Genomic DNA, 18040 nt, shown 5'->3' with positions numbered 1-18040 from the left:
TTTTGAACTAAAACAAAAACTAATAGGTTCCATATTTAACGAAAATTTAATTTTTGATGGAAAAAAATACCGAACCAATAAGAGTAATAAACTTGTTGAACTTATCTTCCTGAAGGTCAATGAATTAAAAAAGTTGAAAATAAAAAAAGCGGGCAAAAATACCCGCTTGTCTTGTTATGCTCCCCCTCTTGGACTCGAACCAAGGACCCTCTGATTAACAGTCAGATGCTCTAACCAACTGAGCTAAGGAGGATTTTTACTATATTGAGAAAGCAAATATAGAAAATAATTGTTTTTTTGTATCGTTTGATAACTAATTTTATTTTACTTATATGAGTTTACTTATAGTTGGCACTGTTGCTTTTGATGGAATTGAAACACCATATGGAAAAGCAAATAAAATTTTAGGAGGATCTGCTACATATATTGGTATCGCAGCTTCTTATTTTAATAAAAATTCCAATCTTATTTCAATTGTTGGTGAAGATTTTCCTGAAGCTAATATTAATCTTCTAATTTCACATGGAATTAACTGTGAAGGACTTGAGATCAAAAAAGGAGAAAAAACATTTTATTGGTCTGGTAAATATCACGACAACATGAATCGTCGAGATACACTGGAAACACATCTTAATGTTCTAGAGAATTTTCAACCTAAAATTCCTGATAATTATCAAAATTGTCAATTTCTTATGCTAGCTAACTTAATGCCATCATTACAAATGGAGGCATTAAAACAACTACACTCTAAACCTAAACTAGTTGTTACAGACACCATGAATTACTGGATGGATACATGTTTAAATGACCTACACGCAGTAATTTCGAAAACTGATGTGTTAATAATAAATGATGAAGAAGCTTTACAACTTTCGTGTTGTAAGAACCTGATTGATGCTGCTGCTAAAATACAAAAAATGGGTCCAGAATTTTTAATAATTAAAAAAGGAGAGCACGGTGCTATTTTATTCAACAAAAATGAATCTTTCAATTGTTCTGCTTTTAAATCACTAAAATGTATTGACCCAACTGGTGCTGGAGATACATTTGCTGGTGCATTTATCGGATATCTTAATAGTACTAATGACACTTCTTTCAACAACATGAAAAAGGGAGTTATTAGAGCATGTGCAATGGCATCTTTTTGTGTAGAAAATTTTGGTGTGCAAAACATAATGAATCAGTCTATTCAAAATATTCAAGAGCGAGTAAATTTTTTAGAGAAAATAAATCTTTAATCAAATAAGCCTTTTGGAGTATCTTTAGATTTCTCATAAGCCAAGTCTGCTTTTAATATTTGGCCCCTAGATGCTTCTACAGCAAGTTCATCACATCTCTCATTTTGAATGTGACCAGAATGTCCTTTTAACCAAATAAATTTAATCTGAAACTTGCGATAAACTTTTAAAAAACGTCTCCACAAATCTGGGTTCTTTTTTTTTGCAAATTTTTTTTTCTCCCAATTAAAAACCCAACTTTTATTTACTGCATCAACAACATATTTAGAGTCTGAGAATATATACACCATATAGTCTGTTTGTTTGATTGATTCAAGACCCACAATTACAGCTAATAATTCCATTCTATTATTGGTGGTTAATTTAAAGCCTTCTGATATTTCTTTAATATGCCCCTTATACTCTAAAATAATTCCATATCCCCCAGGCCCTGGATTCCCTCTAGCTGATCCATCTGTATACATATTAATTTTGTTCATCTAATATACTTTCTATGATTTTAGGAAAAAATTTTTTTTCTAATTTATGGACTTTGTTTGCAATTTCCTTTACCGAATCATATTTATTTATTGAACATTTTGCTTGAAAAATGATAGCTCCATCATCGTAATCTTCATTAACAAAATGAATAGTTATACCTGTTTCGGTATTTCTTTCTTCAAAAACTTTTTTATGTACGTTAATTCCATACATCCCTCTTCCACCATATAGAGGTAATAAACTAGGGTGAATATTTATTATCCTATTTTGATAAGTACTAATTAAATTGGTGGGGATTTTTAACAAGAACCCTGCTAATACAATAAAGGATATTTCCTGTTTTTTTAAATGTTCCATTACTTTACCATTTTTAAGCTCCGAAGGTAAAAATGGTAATATCGAAATTGAATGCCTTCTTGCCCTTTTTAACACATTTGCCTCTAAATTATTTGAAGCAACAAGATCTACTATTATCTTAGGATGGTTTTGAAAATATTTTATAATATTTTCTGCATTTGTTCCATTTCCAGATGCAAATACAGCTATTTTAATCATTAAACATAACCGTTAAAATGTTGAAAACCCTGTAAATAACCTAGTTTTTTTATTTATTTATACGTTAATAAATTCTATATCTTTACTAGGTAAATTAATTAAAATTTTAACTAAAAATACACAATTATGTCTGAAATATCATCAAAAGTAAAAGCAATTATAGTTGATAAATTAGTAATCGACGAAAGTGAAGTAACAGATGAATCTAATTTTATGTCTGACTTAGGTGCAGACTCTCTTGATACAGTAGAATTAATTATGGAATTTGAAAAAGAGTTTGACCTTCAAATACCTGATGATGAAGCTGAAAAAATTACAACTGTTGGCCAAGCAATTGAATATATAACAAGCCGCGCTTCCTAATCTATTTATTATGAAACTTAATAGAGTAGTTGTAACCGGAATAGGTGCACTAACTCCAATTGGAAATACTATTGAAGCATTTTGGAAAGCACTAGTTAATGGAGAAAGTGGAGCTGCAAAAATTACACATTTTGAACCTGAAAATTTTAAAACACAATTTGCTTGTGAATTAAAAGATTTAGATTTAAGCAATCATTTTGATAAAAAAGAAATTAGGAAATATGATAACTATACTTCATATGCTTTAATAGCAGTAGAAGAGGCTATTAAGGATTCTAATCTTGACTTAAATCAAATTGATAAAGATTTAGCAGGTGTAATTTGGGGGTCTGGTATTGGTGGTATAAAAACTTTTTCTGAGGAGGTTGAAAGCTATGTGAAAAATAAAAATATTCCACGATTCAGTCCATTTTTTATTCCAAAAATGATTGCTGATATCGCAGCTGGTATTATATCTATACAATATGGTTTAAGAGGGCCAAACTTTGCTACAGTATCTGCATGCGCATCATCATCACATGCAATTATTGACTCCTTTAACTACATTAGGTTGGGCAAAGCTAATTTATTTGTTTGTGGCGGTTCAGAAGCTTCTATTCACCCTGCAGGTGTGGGGGGATTTAACGCTTTAAGAGCCCTATCTACTAAAAATGCTAGTCCTACAACTGCTTCAAGACCATTTGATGTTGGTAGAGATGGATTTGTTTTGGGTGAAGGAGCAGGAGCCCTAATTCTAGAAAATTATGACCACGCTAGAAAAAGAGGTGCTAAAATTTATGCAGAAATTGTAGGAGGAGGCATGTCAGCTGATGCCTATCATATAACCGCCCCTCACCCTGATGGAGCCGGTGCAATTAATGTAATGAAACAAGCACTGTCTGATGCGCAGATTGAATCATCACAAATAGATTATATTAATGTACATGGAACATCTACTCCTTTGGGAGACGTGTCAGAAATGAAAGCTATACATAACGTGTTCAAAAATAATACTTATGATTTAAATATTAGCTCTACAAAGTCTATGACAGGCCACCTTCTCGGAGCTGCAGGTGCAATTGAAAGTATTGCCTCAATACTTGCTATAAAACATAAAACAATACCTCCTACTATCAATTTAGATTCATTAGACCCTCAATTGGACCCCAAAGTCAATTATACGGCTAATTCTGCACAAGAAAAATCTGTAAACTATAGTCTATGCAATACTTTTGGCTTCGGAGGACACAATGCATCGATTATATTTAAAAATTTTAACTAAGTTATTGTTAAAATTTATTAATTATATGAATAACCAATTTTAAAACATGAGACTGCATTTATCTAGTAATGATTACAAAAAAAATTATAACTTATTTGCATTTAGAAGCAACATAGAAGATTATCGTCTTGCGTATTTTCTTAATAAATATTCTAACTTCTTATTTAGACGAATGGTCGAAGACTTACACTGTGTAATTAATGGCAAAAATATTTACTTTTCGACCTTTGAAGATAACGATTTAGATTATGAAAAGTCATGCTATTTAATTTGCAATAAATCACTTTACAACGAAAATTTCAGTGCTGAAAACTCATTGTTTAGTTCTGGATTATTTGTCAATACAGCATTTTTAATACCAGAATTAAGTAAATTTGACTATTTGCTTAAGCTTATTGGTGTTTGGAAAACCCATGAGATAAAAGACATTTCTAAGAATCTTAATATGATAACACAAATAAACTCCGAAACACATATAGATTTAAATACGTTAAAGTCTATTAATAATCTAATTTTTTAAAAATGATTGAAAAAAAATATAGACTAAAAAGAACAAAAGTGGTTGGTACCATTGGTCCAAATTCTTTATCTAAAAAAAAGATTAAAAGGATGATTATGGCGGGCCTCAATGTATGCCGTATTAATTTCTCTCACTCTAATCATGAAGATGCTCTCAAAATTATAAATATTGTAACTGAATTAAATTTAGAACTCGATACACATGTTGCTATAATGGGTGATTTACAAGGTCCTAAACTCCGAATTGGAACAGTTGAAAAAAATTGTACTCTTCACAAAGGAGATAATATTATAATACAACATGGCAATAATAAATCTAATAATAACCAGATTTTTGTAGATTATAAAACAATTAATAATGATGTAAAATATGGGGCCAAAATTTTGCTAGATGATGGAAAACTTGTTTTAAAAGTAACTCAAATCAAAAATCATCAAATTCATTGTCTTGTTGTACAAGGGGGTCAACTAAAAGAAAAAAAGGGTCTAAATCTACCAAATACTAAAATATCTATCCCTACAATAACTGATAAAGATAAAATAGATCTTTTCTTTTGTATAGAACATAAAATTGAATGGATTGCATTATCATTTGTAAGAAATGGTAAAGATATTTTGGATCTTAAGGAGATCTTACAAAAGCATAATTCAAAATCCAGAATAATTGCAAAAATTGAAAAACCCGAAGCAATAAAAAATTTAAATAATATTATAAGACACTCAGATGCTTTAATGGTTGCTAGAGGAGACTTGGGTGTTGAAGTTCCAACACAAAAGGTGCCAGTCTTACAAAAAAAAATTGTTAGAGCTGCACGCCGAAACGCAAAACCTGTGATTATCGCTACACAAGTGATGGAAAGTATGATTAATAATTTAGCCCCAACAAGAGCTGAAACAAATGATGCCGCTAATGCGGTATTTGATGGTGCAGATGCATTAATGCTTTCGGGAGAAACTTCTGTTGGTAAATATCCAATTAGAGTGATTAGGATCATATCCAAAATTATCTTAGATGTAGAAGCATCTGACGAAAGAAAATTTTTTAATAAAATCTTACCATTAAAATCTAACCATCGATATGTGTCTGATTCAATATGTTATCAAGCATCTGAAATTGCTAATCAGGTAGAAGCAAAAGCCATTTTAGCATTTACTGCATCAGGCTATAATGCGCAAAAAGTTTCCTCTAACAGGCCGAATGCTCACATTTGTGTTTTTACCCATAATAGGCAATTGCTCAATACATTGAGTTTAATTTGGGGTGTTTTTGGATTTTATTATAATAAGTTTGATAGTACGGATAATACTATAGAGGAAACTCAATTGATATTAAAAAAATCCAAAATAATTAAATCCGGAGATTTTGTAATAAATATTGCAAGTATGCCAATTAAAGAAAAGGGGATGACAAACATGCTAAAGTTGGAAAAGGTGAGATAATTATTAATTTGTTGACTGAAATTGTTTTAAAAATCGAATATCATTATCAAAAAATAATCTTAAATCATCTATCTGGTATAATAGCATAGCAATTCGTTCAATACCTAGTCCAAAAGCAAAGCCAGAATAAATTTTAGGATTTATATTGACATTTTCTAACACATTTGGGTCTATCATACCACATCCCATAATCTCTAACCAACCCGTTCCCTTAGTAATTTTGTGGTCAGATTCGGAATTTAAACCCCAATAAATATCTACTTCAGCGCTTGGTTCAGTGAATGGGAAAAAGGAAGGCCTAAATCTTGTTTGTACATTATCACCAAATAAACTTTTTAAAAAATAGTTGATCATTTTTTTTAAGTCTGAAAAACTAACATCGTTGTCGATATATAATCCTTCGATTTGATGAAAAAAACAATTTGCACGAGCAGATATATCTTCTTTTCTGTAAACTCTACCTGGAGATATCGTTCTTATTGGAGGCGGGGTTTCATTCATATATCTTATTTGAACCGAAGAAGTATGAGTTCTTAATAGCATGTCCGGGTCAAGTGAGAGAAAAAAAGTATCCTGCATATCACGAGCAGGATGATTTTTAGGCATATTTAAAGCTGAAAAATTATGCCAATCATCTTCAATTTCAGGCCCTTCTGAAAGAGTAAATCCCACCTTTTCAAAAATACTTATAATTCTTCTTTTAACTTGAGAAAGCGGGTGCAAAGACCCAATATCTTCACAAGTAGAAGGTAAAGATTTATCTATATTGTTAGACTTTTTGCCTGAATTATCTTTATTAATAACTTTTGGGAGTTGTGACTTTTCAGTAATTATTTTTTTCAAATTATTTAATAGCGGGCCAAACTCGCGTTTTCTAGCCCCACTAAGAGATTTAAATTCACTAAATAATTGATTCAAAACTCCCTTTTTGCTTAGATATTTTTTATTAAAATTACTAACCTCTTCGTCACTTGAAATTGAGGCATTATTAATGTCATTTATATATTTATTTATTTTCTCCTGCATTTATAATATATTTGTTTGTATTTAAATTTACATCTTAATTAAAGAACCGACACTATGATTGTATCCAAAATACATAAAACACTAATTGTTTTATCATTATTTTTTTTAACTCAGTGCTATACTGAACCTTTTTTTGAATTAACTGTTCGTGTTTTAGATGACAACCTAAATCCAGTTGCTAATAGTGAGGTTAAAATAGAAATAACCGACATTCAAAATGGCAATCTTGTATCAGGCTCTATTATTAGCCAATCTGGAACTAGCAATCAAGATGGCAGTGTATTCTTTAGTTTTGAAAATAAAGCTTTTGTTACCGTGAGAGCTTGCTTTAGTGGCAATAGCAATCCCTCAACATATGTTTGTAAAGAAAGTAATGTTTATTTAGAAGAAAATACTAATAAAGAATTATCATTGATGTTAGAGGGTGATAATTGTGGATATTGTTTTTAAATTAAAAATTTATTCCTGAATCTGTAAAGTATAATATCGCTGACTCTTTCAATAGGTCTGTTTGTTCATCAACTTTCAAACTAGGTAAATCATCATTCGTTTTCCAATGAGGCCATCCATCTTTATCTTTTTTTAAAAACTGATAGTAGCCATATCGGCTTAATAGCTTACATATTGCAATGTGCAATAAATTTACTTTTTCTTCCTTCGTAAAATCTCTATAGCCCTGACCTAACTCATTAACTCCAATTAAAAATAATACGGCCTGAAGGTCTAATTTTTGATTGTCTCCGAATATGTCTGTTACATATTGAATTAGCTGTTTCCAGTTATTTTCCAATTTAGATTTGTTTTGCTCCATATTAACATTCTTAAGTGTTAATCTTTATTAAGTCTATTGTAGGTTCTAAGTAATTGTTCTTAAAAAATTCAAGCATTGCTCCCCCTCCGGTGGATACATAGCTAAACTTATTTTTAAGACCAAAACGAGCAACATCTGACACGGTATCCCCTCCGCCTATAAGACTATAGGCTCCTAAATCCGTTGATCTAACAATGTAATTTGCTGTTTTTTTTGTTCCATTCGAAAACTCTTCTATTTCAGCTATCCCCATAGGACCATTCCACATAATTAATTTTGAATCTAATATATATTTTTTAAATAATTTTATTGTCCTAGGTCCAATATCTGCCCCCATAAAGTTTTCTGGAATACTGTCTATTTCTTTAATACTTATCTGACTGCGACTTTTAATATTATTAGTAATCACACAGTCCACAGGTAAAATAATATTTGTCTTTGTTTGCTTAGCTTTATTTAAAAAGTCTGCAACAATTGCTAACTCATCATCTAAACACAATGATGATCCAATTTGTCCACCTGTTTTTTTAACAAAAGGAAACGACATGCCACCACCAATTAGAATGTTGTCAGCAATATTAAGAAATGTTTCCAAAATATGTATTTTAGAGCCTATTTTAGAGCCTCCAATAATAACTGTAAAAGGTTTCTTTTTGCTATTTTTTAATGCGTTTAGTTCTTTAATTTCTTTTTCTAATAAAAAACCCTGGTATTTGTGTTTGAAAAATTCAAGTATTCCAAATATAGAAGCATGGTTTCTATGTGAAACCCCAAATGCATCATTTACATATATATCCCCAAATCTTGATAATCTTTCGGCAAATAACTTATCATTGTTTATTTCTTCAGGATGAAATCTTAAATTTTCTAACAATACCACATTGGTCTTATTATTTAAATTAATAGGATTTAACAGCCAATCCTGATAAAAAAAAACATCTTTTTTTAATAATTTAGAAAGTGGATTAACTACAATTTGTAAAGAAGACTCTTTCGTCTTTTTCTTGGGTCTTCCTAGATGAGATATTAAAATAACCTGTTTCCCTAAATCCAAAAAAAAATTAATTGTTGGAATAGTCGACTTTATTCTTGTAAGATCACTTATGGTTCCGTTATAAATTGGAACATTATAGTCAACTCTTATTAATACTCGCTTTAAAGATTTAAAGGGGTCATTCATTAGATTATCATAATATTAGAGTTTAAAATTAATATAATTCCGGAATCATTATATCTAGTTTTAACAAATCTTATTTTGTAAATTTAATCATAATGTTATTTATCAACGTTTTAGGGCATAATAATATTAAAGATATTTTAATAAAAGAAGTGTCAAATAATCGCATTCCCCATGCACAACTATTCGATGAGCATGAGGAAATTAGTGCTCTTCCAATGGCATTAGCTTTTTCAATGTATTTATTTTGTCAGAATAGAACCTCCTCTGATGCATGTGGTAAATGTTCTAGTTGTAAAAAAATGCTAAAATTAGTTCATCCTGATATTCATTTTTTTTTTCCTAGTAAAAGTGTGGGAACTATAAAATCTGGCAGTAAACTAGCATTTCCTGATTTCCAAAAACAATTATTAGAAAACCCTTATCTTAACGAATCTGACTGGTATAAATCTATTAAAATTAAAAACTCTGGAGAAATTCGAGTTTCTGATGCGCGAGTCATTAATAAAATTACTAATCTTAAGTCTTATGAGGGAGGATATAAAATTTTTATTATTTGGCACGCTGAAAAATTAAATTCCGAAGCAAGCAATAAACTTTTAAAAAATATTGAAGAGCCAAATTCAAAAACTATATTTATACTAATTACAAAATCACCTAACCAGTTACTTTCTACAATTCACTCTAGACTACAGACCAAAAAATTTAGTAAATTAACAAGTATGGTTTTAAAAAATCGCGTACAGAAACTTTTTCCAGAACTAAATGAAAAAGATATTAATACTCAAATATCTCTTTTTAATAATAACTATAACCAAATTATTAAACATTTATCCGGTGATTTTAAACACGAGAATAATTATAATCTATTTATTGATTGGGTTAGACTTTGTTTTCTAGCAAAAAACAAAAAACAAGTTGATGATTTGGTTGAATGGTGCAATAATACTGCTGCTCTTGAAAAAGCTAAACAATTAGATTTTATAAAAACATCCTTGGAGATAATTAGGTGTAGCTACCTAGTACAGTACGGGACAAATATTAGTCTGCCACAAACATCTAATAGTAATTTTAATTTTATTAAATTCGCTGAGCGAATAAAAAGTACTAATATTAGCGAATTTGTTGACTTACTTAATAACGCTTTCCTTGCGCTTGATAGATATGCAAATTCTAAAATACTTTTTTTAGATTTATCATTTTCAATTGGAAAATTATTACACAAATAATGAAAATATGACAAAGTATTATAAGTATTTTTTGATAATTTTTATAGGGCTTTTTTTTATAAGCTGCGACAATAAAAAAAGCTTTATTTATAAATTCACAAATAACCAGTGGGATATTCAAAAAGATACTATACAGTTCACTTATAATGTCGATAAAACAGAGGCTAAATATGATGTTTCCCTTTTCTTACGTAATAATTTAGATTATTCATATAGGAATATTTATATGTTTGTGGAAATTTTGCATCTGAATAATATTGTACGTACAGATACAATACAATACGCAATTACTGACAAATACGGTCGGTGGTATGGGCGGGGCATGGGAGACACAAGGGATAATTATTTTTTATTTGAAAGTAATATGAGCTTCGCTAAGGCTGGTGCTTATACATTTAATATAACTCATGGTATGAGAACTAACCCCTTATTAGGGTGTAATAGAATTGGACTTAAAATATCCGAAAATGACTAAGAAAAAATATAATTTACTAAGTCTGTTTCTCAAGTATGCTATAATGTTAGCAATTGTCGGTCCAATGTTTTTATTGATTATATGTGTTTTAATAGCGTCACAAGGAGTATGGGGCCCGCTTCCAGATTTCAAAGAATTAGAAGATCCTGAAACCAACTTAGCGACCGAAATTATTTCTTCCGATCAAAAAGTTCTCGGTAAGTACTTTTATGAAAATCGAACTCACGTAGACTATGATGAATTATCTCCTTACATAATTAATGCTCTAATAGCCACAGAAGATGAGCGATTTTTTGACCACTCAGGCATTGACTTTATTGCCCTACTTCGAGTAACCAAAGGGCTCTTAATAGCTAAGAATAGTCTTGGCGGGGGAAGCACAATTACACAGCAATTAGCAAAAATGTTTTTTTCTGAAAGACCGAAATCTAAAATAGAACGTATCCAGCAAAAATTTAAAGAATGGATAATTGCTGTAAGAATTGAAAGACAGTATTCTAAAAAGGAAATTATTTCTATGTATTTAAATAGATTCGATTTTTTAAACTTAGCGGTTGGAATAAAATCTGCTTCAAAAATTTATTTTAATTCAACTCCTCAGAATTTAACAATTGAACAAGCTGCAACATTAATTGGAATGGCTAAAAACCCATCATTATATAATCCACTTCGACGACTAGAAAAAACAAAAAACCGGAGAAATATTGTTTTGAGTCAAATGGTTAAAAATGAATACCTAAGTGCTAATTTAAAAGATTCTTTGCAAAAGCTTCCTTTAGTATTAAATTTTAATAAAGTCGACCATAACGAAGGTCATGCCACATATTTTAGAGAACAGCTTCGTGCATTTGTAAGCAAATGGTCCAAAGAAAAAGAGAAAACTTCAGGACTAAAATACAACATCTATAAAGACGGGTTAAAAATTTATACCACTATTGATTCCAAAATGCAAAAATTTGCTGAAGATGCTGTAAAAGAACACCTCAAAGAATTACAAAATAAATTTTACAATCATTGGGAAGGTTTTGAAAATGCACCATATGATACAAGTTGGAGAGAAGGGCAAATAGATACTTTAATTATTATACCCTCTATTAAAAGATCCGAAAGATATCGCAAACTTAAACTTGCTAAAGTAGACACAACTGAAATAATGCAGATATTTAATACTAAATGCACTATGTCACTTTTTTCTTGGAATGGCTTCATAGATACATTAATGACTCCTTTAGATTCTATCAGGTATTATAATTATATTTTACATTCTGGTTTAATTTCCATTGAGCCTAGTTCTGGTGCAATAAAAGCATGGGTTGGGGGAATTAATCATAAGCAATTTAAATACGATCATGTGCAAGATGGGAAAAGACAAGTTGGATCAACATTTAAACCATTTATATATGCTACAGCGATTGACCAATTCAAATACTCTCCATGCTTTAAAGTTCCAAATGTTCAAGTGATTTTTGAAAAAGAAAAATGGCGATTAGATGAAGATTATATTCCAGAAAATGCAAACAAAAAGTACGGTGGAGAATTAACTTTGATAGAAGGACTAGCAAAATCGAAAAATACAGTTTCTGCCTATTTAATGAAACGGGTAGGGCCTAGAAAAGTTATTAAATTAGCTCGAAAAATGGGTGTTTCAAGCTACCTGCCTGCTGTACCGTCTCTATGTTTAGGAACTGCTGAAATCTCACTGTTTGAAATGACTGGTGCATATGGCACATTTGCAAATGGTGGAATTTTTATGGAACCCTATTTTGTGACAAGAATCGAAGATAAAAATGGGGTAGTACTTGAAAATTTTTCTAACACTCCTCAAGAGATTTTAAGTGCCGAAAAAAACTTTATTATGGTTAAACTCCTTCAAGGAGTAGTTAATAAAGGTTCGGGAAATCGCCTTAAATGGAAATATAATTTACATAATGAAATTGCTGGTAAAACTGGTACTACGCAAAATCATTCTGATGGCTGGTTTATTGGGTTTGTTCCTGATTTAGTTACTGGGGTATGGACAGGAGCTGACAATAGAGGAGTTAGATTTAGAGATTTATATTTAGGACAGGGAGCTGAAATGGCTCTACCAATATGGGGAAACTATATGAAAAAAATCTATAACGAGCCAACAATTGATATATCTAAAAAAAACTTTGACATTCCTGAAAATGGTGGTAATATTACCCTAGATTGTGAAGAAAAAGAAAAAATTTCAAATGAAGAAGAATTTTAAATTATGAATAAAGTATATGAAAATGCCGAACAAGCAATTTTTGATGTAGCGCATAATTCAACTATTATGCTGGGTGGTTTTGGACTATGTGGAATACCGGAAAATTTAATTAACGCACTTGTTAAAAAAGGAGTAGGTGGGCTAACCTGTATTTCAAATAACGCCGGAGTAGATGATTTTGGTATTGGGCTGCTGTTAAAAACAAAACAAGTGCGAAAAATGATATCATCATACGTCGGAGAAAATGCGGAGTTTGAACGGCAACTACTAAATAATGAACTTGAAGTAGAGCTAATCCCTCAAGGTACATTAGCTGAAAGATGTCGCGCTACAGGTGCAGGTATCCCCGCATTTTATACCCCAAGCGGTGTCGGAACTGAAATTGCTAAAAACAAGGAAACTAGAAAATTTAATGATAAAACATATATATTAGAGAGTGCTTTTAACTCGGATTTTGCTTTTATTAAAGCATGGAAGGGTGACACACTAGGCAACTTAGTTTATAAAGGAACGGCTAGAAACTTTAATCCGATGATGGCCACAGCAGGAAAGATAACTATTGTTGAAGTAGAACATTTGTTAAAGCCTGGAGACCTGGATCCAAACGAAATACACACCCCAAACATCTATGTCAATAGAATTTTTGAGGGTAAAAATTATGAAAAACGAATTGAAAAAGTAACAACACAATAATTATTATGTCCTTATCTAAATTTCAAATTGCCAAAAGAATTGCCCAAGAACTTCAAGATGGATTTTATGTTAATCTCGGGATTGGAATTCCGACCTTAATTGCTAATTATATTCCAAAAAATATTTCTGTTGTTTTACAATCAGAAAATGGACTGTTAGGAATGGGTCCATTTCCCACAAAAGAGCATGTTGATGCTGATTTAATAAATGCAGGAAAAGAAACCGTAACGACACTTGCGGGTTCTTCTATATTTAGCTCTGCTGAAAGTTTTGCAATGATTAGGAGTGGTAGAGTTGATCTAACTGTTTTAGGTGCAATGGAAGTCGCACAAAACGGTGATATTGCGAATTGGAAAATTCCTGGAAAAATGGTAAAAGGAATGGGAGGAGCAATGGACCTAGTCGCATCTGCAAAAAATATTATAGTTGCTATGATGCACACGAATAAAAAAGGACAATCTAAACTTCTTAAAGATTGCACTCTTCCACTAACTGGACAAAAATGCATCAAAAAAATTGTAACAAACCTCGCAGTTATTGAGATCATTAATTCAAAATTTGTCTTAAAAGAATATGCTCCCGGAGTATCAATTGACCAAATTATAAATTCTACTGCGGGAGAAATAATTGTTTCTGATAATGTATGTGAAATGAAAATTGAGTGAAATGAAAATTGTCTCATATAATATCAACGGAATTAGAGCTGCTATTAAAAAAAACTTTTTAAACTGGATTAAAACAAGCAGTCCTGACGTTATTTGTTTACAAGAAATAAAGGCCAATCCAACACAATTTAATCCGTCAGATTTTGAAAGTTTAGGCTACCATTGCTTTTGGTATCCCGCTAAAAGAAAAGGCTATAGTGGAGTTGCAATCCTATCTAAAATTAAACCGAAAAATGTAATCTGGGGATGTGGACACAAAGCATTTGATGATGAAGGTCGGGTTTTAAAAGCAGAATATAAAAATTTAAATATTTTTTCTTGTTATTTTCCCTCTGGCAGTAGTGGTGAATTAAGACAGAAATTTAAAATTGATTTTTTAAACTTTTTTTACTCTTTTATTAAAAAAAATTATACTCAAGATAATAATTTGATTTCTGGTGATTTAAATATTTGTCATAAGGAAATTGATATTCACAATCCAATAGCAAATAAAAATACTTCTGGATTTTTNCCTGAAGAGCGTGAATGGTTCTCAAAATTTCTAGAACTAGGCTATGTAGACACATTTCGATTTTTAAACAAAAATCCNGAATGGTATTCTTGGTGGAGTTATAGAGCAAATTCTAGAAATAATAATAAAGGATGGAGAATTGATTATCATTTACTTTCGGAGAAATTAAAAGAATCTATTAAAGATGCTGAAATACTTACCAATGTTTATCATTCAGATCACTGCCCTATTTTACTAGAATTAAATACTTAATTATAGATTAGTCCTAATCACCACATAGATCTCCAACCATAAGCACCATAGATTCACCAAAACCTAATTGTATTTCATAACAAATCCCTCCAATATTTATAGTCAAATCATCTATGATTAAATCGCCCGACTCATCGTTTATTTCTGTTAAAGAAGGTCCTTGTTCACCTTGTGGTCCCTCTGGACCTTGTGGTCCCTCTGGACCTTGTGGTCCCTCTGGACCTTGTTGAAGGAATTGAAAAAAGTCTTCTACTGAACCTGAGTTTCCAATACTTAACCAGTAATCATATATATTTGTTCCTAATAAATACTCTTCAATTGTTCCTCCTGCATTTGGAAAATCACCAGGGCTTGGTTCATACGCTAACCAATCTTGATACATACTTGGCCCAGGTAATCCTATTTCGCCCTGTGGTCCCTCCACTGTTGAGTCAGAACCATCAGCTCCAGGTTGGCCTTGTGGTCCCGCTGGNCCTTGTGGTCCTGTAGGGCCTGGAAGTCCCATTTCACCTTGTGGTCCTTGTGGTCCTGTGGCACCTTGCGGCCCNGGATTGCCTGGGTTTGCACTACTACTAGAAAAAAGTGCATATGGTACGCTTCTTAATTGTGTTGCCCCAATAATTAAATAATCTGGGTCCGATGAATCATCACTAACTTCGGCAATACCAATCTCCAAAAAGTGNAGATGTGAGCCCCAATCAATGTCTTCAAAATTACCANGAGATGTTTGGANGCCCGCACCTACTGCAAGATTCACTAGCCCAATTTCATTTGTTAAAACAGAAGTGTGCACTTCTCGATATTTAGGAGGGTAATTATCTGGTCCATCTTCTAAAAGACTAATTGATATATTTAAATACTCGTTGGCCCTAGGCTCCCAATTCATGTCTCTTATTACAGTCTGATAAGAAAAGGTTTGTGGTGCTTGAGCAGCAGCAAAATATGATAATAAAAAAATTAAAATGCTTTGGTTTATAAATTTCATGTTAATTGATTTTTTGAATTTGATAAATTATCCTTTNGGATTTGTTTAAAATTATTTCTAGCCAATATACNCCTTGGGAAAAANATTCTAATTCAATGATTANATCTTCGTCTGTTAAAATGTCNGGTTTTGAATAAACTATACCTCCNAATATGTCNGTTACTATTATTGTTGCAGTATTTTTAGGAATATCAAATGATATATTCAATTGATTTTGTGTTGGGTTAGGAAAAACACTAATATCATAGTGNAATNGCGGCTCATCAAGATTANTTACTTGATAGTTTTCCTGATGNAATCCCTGGGTTAATATAATTGGTTGATTTATATAAGATTCAATNGCAATCTCACCAATAGTAAAGGACACATTGTAATTATCTTGANTCANGTGGCCTCCTGCATTTGAAATCACCTGTGGGCTAGTNATAAANCCTGTTTGTGAAAATACAAACTGNAAAACACNAAGAAAAAAAATTGTAAAAATCCTAATCATATATTTAGTTTTTAACAAAACTTCGGGACAATATCTTATTATTNNTTTGAATTTTTAAAAAATATATCCCTGGTGNTAAATCTTTAATGTCTAATTTAATACTATTTCTTGCCGATTTATAATTTTTTGATGAAATTACTTCAATCTGCTTACCATTTGCGTTAAATAATTTCCAATTTAATGGTCCCATANAATCTAANTCGCATATTATTTCTATGAAATCATTAGCCGGGTTTGGANATATTTGAAATTCTAAATTATCAATTTCGGNTAAAGNCGTCTCNTCTTGAATACCAAGGAAAATTTCTTCATCTCCTTCTTGATAGGGAACATAGTAAATCGGACAAAAAAACATTTCATCAGTTGTTAATTCTCCCCAACCCATATTAAAATCATTGGTGTTATCGTATGTTGCAATGGCTTCTATACGTGAACCCTCTGGAATATATTGCATAAACTCTGGATAGTAAAATCCTTGCCAATCAAAATCCCAATTAGGAATCTTAATTATTGGTAAAGTTTCTCCACTAGGAGTTTCCGCATATACCTCCCAAGACTTGCCCATTAAATGGGAATGAGGTAAAATTCCTAGAATACTCCATGCTTCTGGTAACTCGCAATTTTGCTCCCCGTAAAATCCTGTAGGTTGGCCAAATTGATAAATTTGACCTGGGCCAAACATGTCAGCAAATGAATTAGAGAAGTTTAAACATGCTTCTATTTGGATCTCAGTATTGGATGGAATATCGATATCGAGTCTAAGCCACATTTTCATTTGCACTTCACGCTCAACCTCATCAGCGGGTTTTGTGAAAATATTTATAGATGACCTATCCCACTCATCTACTGAAGATGGAGCATAATGAATTTGACATAATAAATCAGCACCTGCAGGAATTTTCATGCCTAACTCACCATTCCATACAATAGGATTCATGCCGGGTGCATAGCCACCTAAAAAGACATAATCGTTTGGGCTAACTCCCTCAAGATTAAAGCCACCAAACGCTTCATAACCTAAAATATCCGGTGATTCTGCATCTTGTTCAGCCCCTGTACCAGTCACATCAATCATCATAAGTGCATGATGAACAGCCTGCCTGTTATCGGGTCTAAATTCAATAGCTTTAATATATGTATCTTCGGTAAAGCCTGTCGGGAAAACAAAAACTCTATAATCATCCTGATTATTTCCTTCAATAAAGTATTCATCTTCTAATTGAAATACATAGTCTGGCTCCCCTACTGCAGAACCATCAGTAAAAATCGGCATATCAGCTTCGACTTCTGGATTGCCTTGAAGAAAACCTTGCTTTACCCACTCACTAATTAGATTTTTTTCATTTGATGATAAAAATCTTTCATCAAGCATTGCATGTGGTGTATAATCCGGATCCGGGAGCCATGGAGGCATATAATTATTTTGTGTTACATACTCTATCATCGACCCTAAAGCTGCCACTTCTTCATAAGATGTAAAATTCATTGGACCTGACTCTCCAGAACGATGACAAGATGTACATTTATTATATATAATAGGAGAAATGTCCTCGCTAAAAGTAACTTCTTCTGTTTGACTAAAAGCCGATAAACTAAAAAATAATACTATAAAAAAATATTTCATAAAAAGTTTT

20 protein-coding genes and 1 tRNA gene are annotated in these 18040 nt (G+C 31.6%); 12 read left to right on the top strand and 9 right to left on the bottom strand.

The genetic code is table 11. From position 1 onward, the window contains the following. Nucleotides 1-179: 179 nt before the first annotated feature. Nucleotides 180-253 (bottom strand) — tRNA-Asn (locus tag CBD51_006205). Between the two features lie 79 nt (nucleotides 254-332). On the opposite strand from CBD51_006205, the gene CBD51_006200 reads away from it, so the two are divergent. Further along, nucleotides 333-1238 carry a sugar kinase gene (locus tag CBD51_006200; GenBank protein ID RPG58086.1) on the top strand — a complete coding sequence of 302 codons (906 nt, stop codon included), beginning with the start codon at nucleotides 333-335 and terminating at the stop codon, nucleotides 1236-1238. On the opposite strand, the gene CBD51_006195 is transcribed toward CBD51_006200, so the two are convergent. Next, nucleotides 1235-1717 (bottom strand): ribonuclease HI, encoded by a 483-nt coding sequence (locus tag CBD51_006195; GenBank protein ID RPG58085.1) that lies wholly within the window; start codon nucleotides 1715-1717, stop codon nucleotides 1235-1237. The genes CBD51_006200 and CBD51_006195 overlap by 4 nt on opposite strands. Next, complete coding sequence (locus tag CBD51_006190) at nucleotides 1704-2273, bottom strand: phosphoribosylglycinamide formyltransferase (protein ID RPG58084.1); 570 nt, start codon at nucleotides 2271-2273, stop codon at nucleotides 1704-1706. Before CBD51_006190 ends, CBD51_006195 begins: the two co-directional genes overlap by 14 nt. 126 nt (nucleotides 2274-2399) lie before the next feature. Here CBD51_006190 and CBD51_006185 point away from each other — a divergent pair, with 126 nt between their 5' ends. The 4 genes from CBD51_006185 to pyk are packed head-to-tail and all read left to right on the top strand — an operon-like array spanning nucleotide 2400 to nucleotide 5856. After that, nucleotides 2400-2636: an acyl carrier protein gene (locus tag CBD51_006185; protein ID RPG58083.1), complete on the top strand. Its 237-nt coding sequence runs from the start codon at nucleotides 2400-2402 to the stop codon at nucleotides 2634-2636. Between the two features lie 10 nt (nucleotides 2637-2646). Next, a complete protein-coding gene (gene fabF, locus CBD51_006180; GenBank protein RPG58082.1) occupies nucleotides 2647-3897 on the top strand; it encodes a beta-ketoacyl-[acyl-carrier-protein] synthase II in 1251 nt (416 codons plus the stop codon). Between the two features lie 46 nt (nucleotides 3898-3943). Further along, nucleotides 3944-4417, top strand: a complete 474-nt coding sequence (locus CBD51_006175) for an IPExxxVDY family protein (GenBank protein ID RPG58081.1) — start codon at nucleotides 3944-3946, stop codon at nucleotides 4415-4417. A gap of 2 nt (nucleotides 4418-4419) precedes the next feature. Further along, complete coding sequence (gene pyk, locus CBD51_006170) at nucleotides 4420-5856, top strand: pyruvate kinase (protein RPG58080.1); 1437 nt, start codon at nucleotides 4420-4422, stop codon at nucleotides 5854-5856. 3 nt (nucleotides 5857-5859) lie between these two features. Here the strand turns inward: pyk and CBD51_006165 are convergent, their stop codons facing one another. Next, nucleotides 5860-6882: a phenylalanine--tRNA ligase subunit alpha gene (locus CBD51_006165; protein ID RPG58079.1), complete on the bottom strand. Its 1023-nt coding sequence runs from the start codon at nucleotides 6880-6882 to the stop codon at nucleotides 5860-5862. A 54-nt stretch (nucleotides 6883-6936) separates the two neighbouring features. Here CBD51_006165 and CBD51_006160 point away from each other — a divergent pair, with 54 nt between their 5' ends. Then, on the top strand, nucleotides 6937-7332 hold the full coding sequence (locus CBD51_006160) for a hypothetical protein (GenBank protein RPG58078.1): 396 nt from the start codon (nucleotides 6937-6939) through the stop codon (nucleotides 7330-7332). A 1-nt stretch (nucleotide 7333) separates the two neighbouring features. On the opposite strand, the gene CBD51_006155 is transcribed toward CBD51_006160, so the two are convergent. Together CBD51_006155 and CBD51_006150 are read right to left on the bottom strand one after the other, a co-directional pair. After that, nucleotides 7334-7693, bottom strand: a complete 360-nt coding sequence (locus tag CBD51_006155; protein RPG58077.1) for a hypothetical protein — start codon at nucleotides 7691-7693, stop codon at nucleotides 7334-7336. Nucleotides 7694-7703: 10 nt separating this feature from the next. Further along, nucleotides 7704-8873, bottom strand: a complete 1170-nt coding sequence (locus CBD51_006150; GenBank protein ID RPG58076.1) for a phosphoglycerate kinase — start codon at nucleotides 8871-8873, stop codon at nucleotides 7704-7706. 92 nt (nucleotides 8874-8965) lie between these two features. Here CBD51_006150 and CBD51_006145 point away from each other — a divergent pair, with 92 nt between their 5' ends. From CBD51_006145 to xth, 6 genes are read left to right on the top strand one after another with little or no spacing between them, the layout of a single operon-like run. Continuing rightward, nucleotides 8966-10099 (top strand): hypothetical protein, encoded by a 1134-nt coding sequence (locus tag CBD51_006145; protein RPG58075.1) that lies wholly within the window; start codon nucleotides 8966-8968, stop codon nucleotides 10097-10099. 7 nt (nucleotides 10100-10106) lie between these two features. Further along, nucleotides 10107-10574 carry a gliding motility lipoprotein GldH gene (gene gldH, locus CBD51_006140; GenBank protein RPG58074.1) on the top strand — a complete coding sequence of 156 codons (468 nt, stop codon included), beginning with the start codon at nucleotides 10107-10109 and terminating at the stop codon, nucleotides 10572-10574. Continuing rightward, a complete protein-coding gene (locus CBD51_006135) occupies nucleotides 10567-12807 on the top strand; it encodes a penicillin-binding protein (protein ID RPG58073.1) in 2241 nt (746 codons plus the stop codon). The genes gldH and CBD51_006135 overlap by 8 nt, the downstream gene beginning before the upstream one ends. Next, nucleotides 12808-13500 carry a CoA transferase subunit A gene (locus CBD51_006130; GenBank protein ID RPG58072.1) on the top strand — a complete coding sequence of 231 codons (693 nt, stop codon included), beginning with the start codon at nucleotides 12808-12810 and terminating at the stop codon, nucleotides 13498-13500. Nucleotides 13501-13505: 5 nt separating this feature from the next. Then, nucleotides 13506-14165, top strand: coding sequence for a CoA transferase subunit B (locus CBD51_006125; GenBank protein RPG58071.1), 660 nt, complete (start codon nucleotides 13506-13508; stop codon nucleotides 14163-14165). A 1-nt stretch (nucleotide 14166) separates the two neighbouring features. After that, nucleotides 14167-14928 carry an exodeoxyribonuclease III gene (xth, locus tag CBD51_006120; GenBank protein RPG58070.1) on the top strand — a complete coding sequence of 254 codons (762 nt, stop codon included), beginning with the start codon at nucleotides 14167-14169 and terminating at the stop codon, nucleotides 14926-14928. 13 nt (nucleotides 14929-14941) lie between these two features. On the opposite strand, the gene CBD51_006115 is transcribed toward xth, so the two are convergent. The 3 genes from CBD51_006115 to CBD51_006105 form a co-directional block, all read right to left on the bottom strand. Continuing rightward, a complete protein-coding gene (locus tag CBD51_006115) occupies nucleotides 14942-15913 on the bottom strand; it encodes a collagen-like protein (protein RPG58069.1) in 972 nt (323 codons plus the stop codon). A 1-nt stretch (nucleotide 15914) separates the two neighbouring features. After that, nucleotides 15915-16406, bottom strand: coding sequence for a T9SS C-terminal target domain-containing protein (locus CBD51_006110; protein RPG58068.1), 492 nt, complete (start codon nucleotides 16404-16406; stop codon nucleotides 15915-15917). A 4-nt stretch (nucleotides 16407-16410) separates the two neighbouring features. Then, on the bottom strand, nucleotides 16411-18030 hold the full coding sequence (locus CBD51_006105) for a T9SS C-terminal target domain-containing protein (protein RPG58067.1): 1620 nt from the start codon (nucleotides 18028-18030) through the stop codon (nucleotides 16411-16413). Between the last annotated feature and the right edge of the window lie 10 nt (nucleotides 18031-18040).

It is taken from the genome of Flavobacteriales bacterium TMED191 (assembly GCA_002171975.2).
Lineage (GTDB): Bacteria > Bacteroidota > Bacteroidia > Flavobacteriales > TMED113.
The sequence above is the reverse complement of the archived record's forward strand: the minus strand, read 5'-3'. Positions and strand labels throughout refer to the sequence as shown.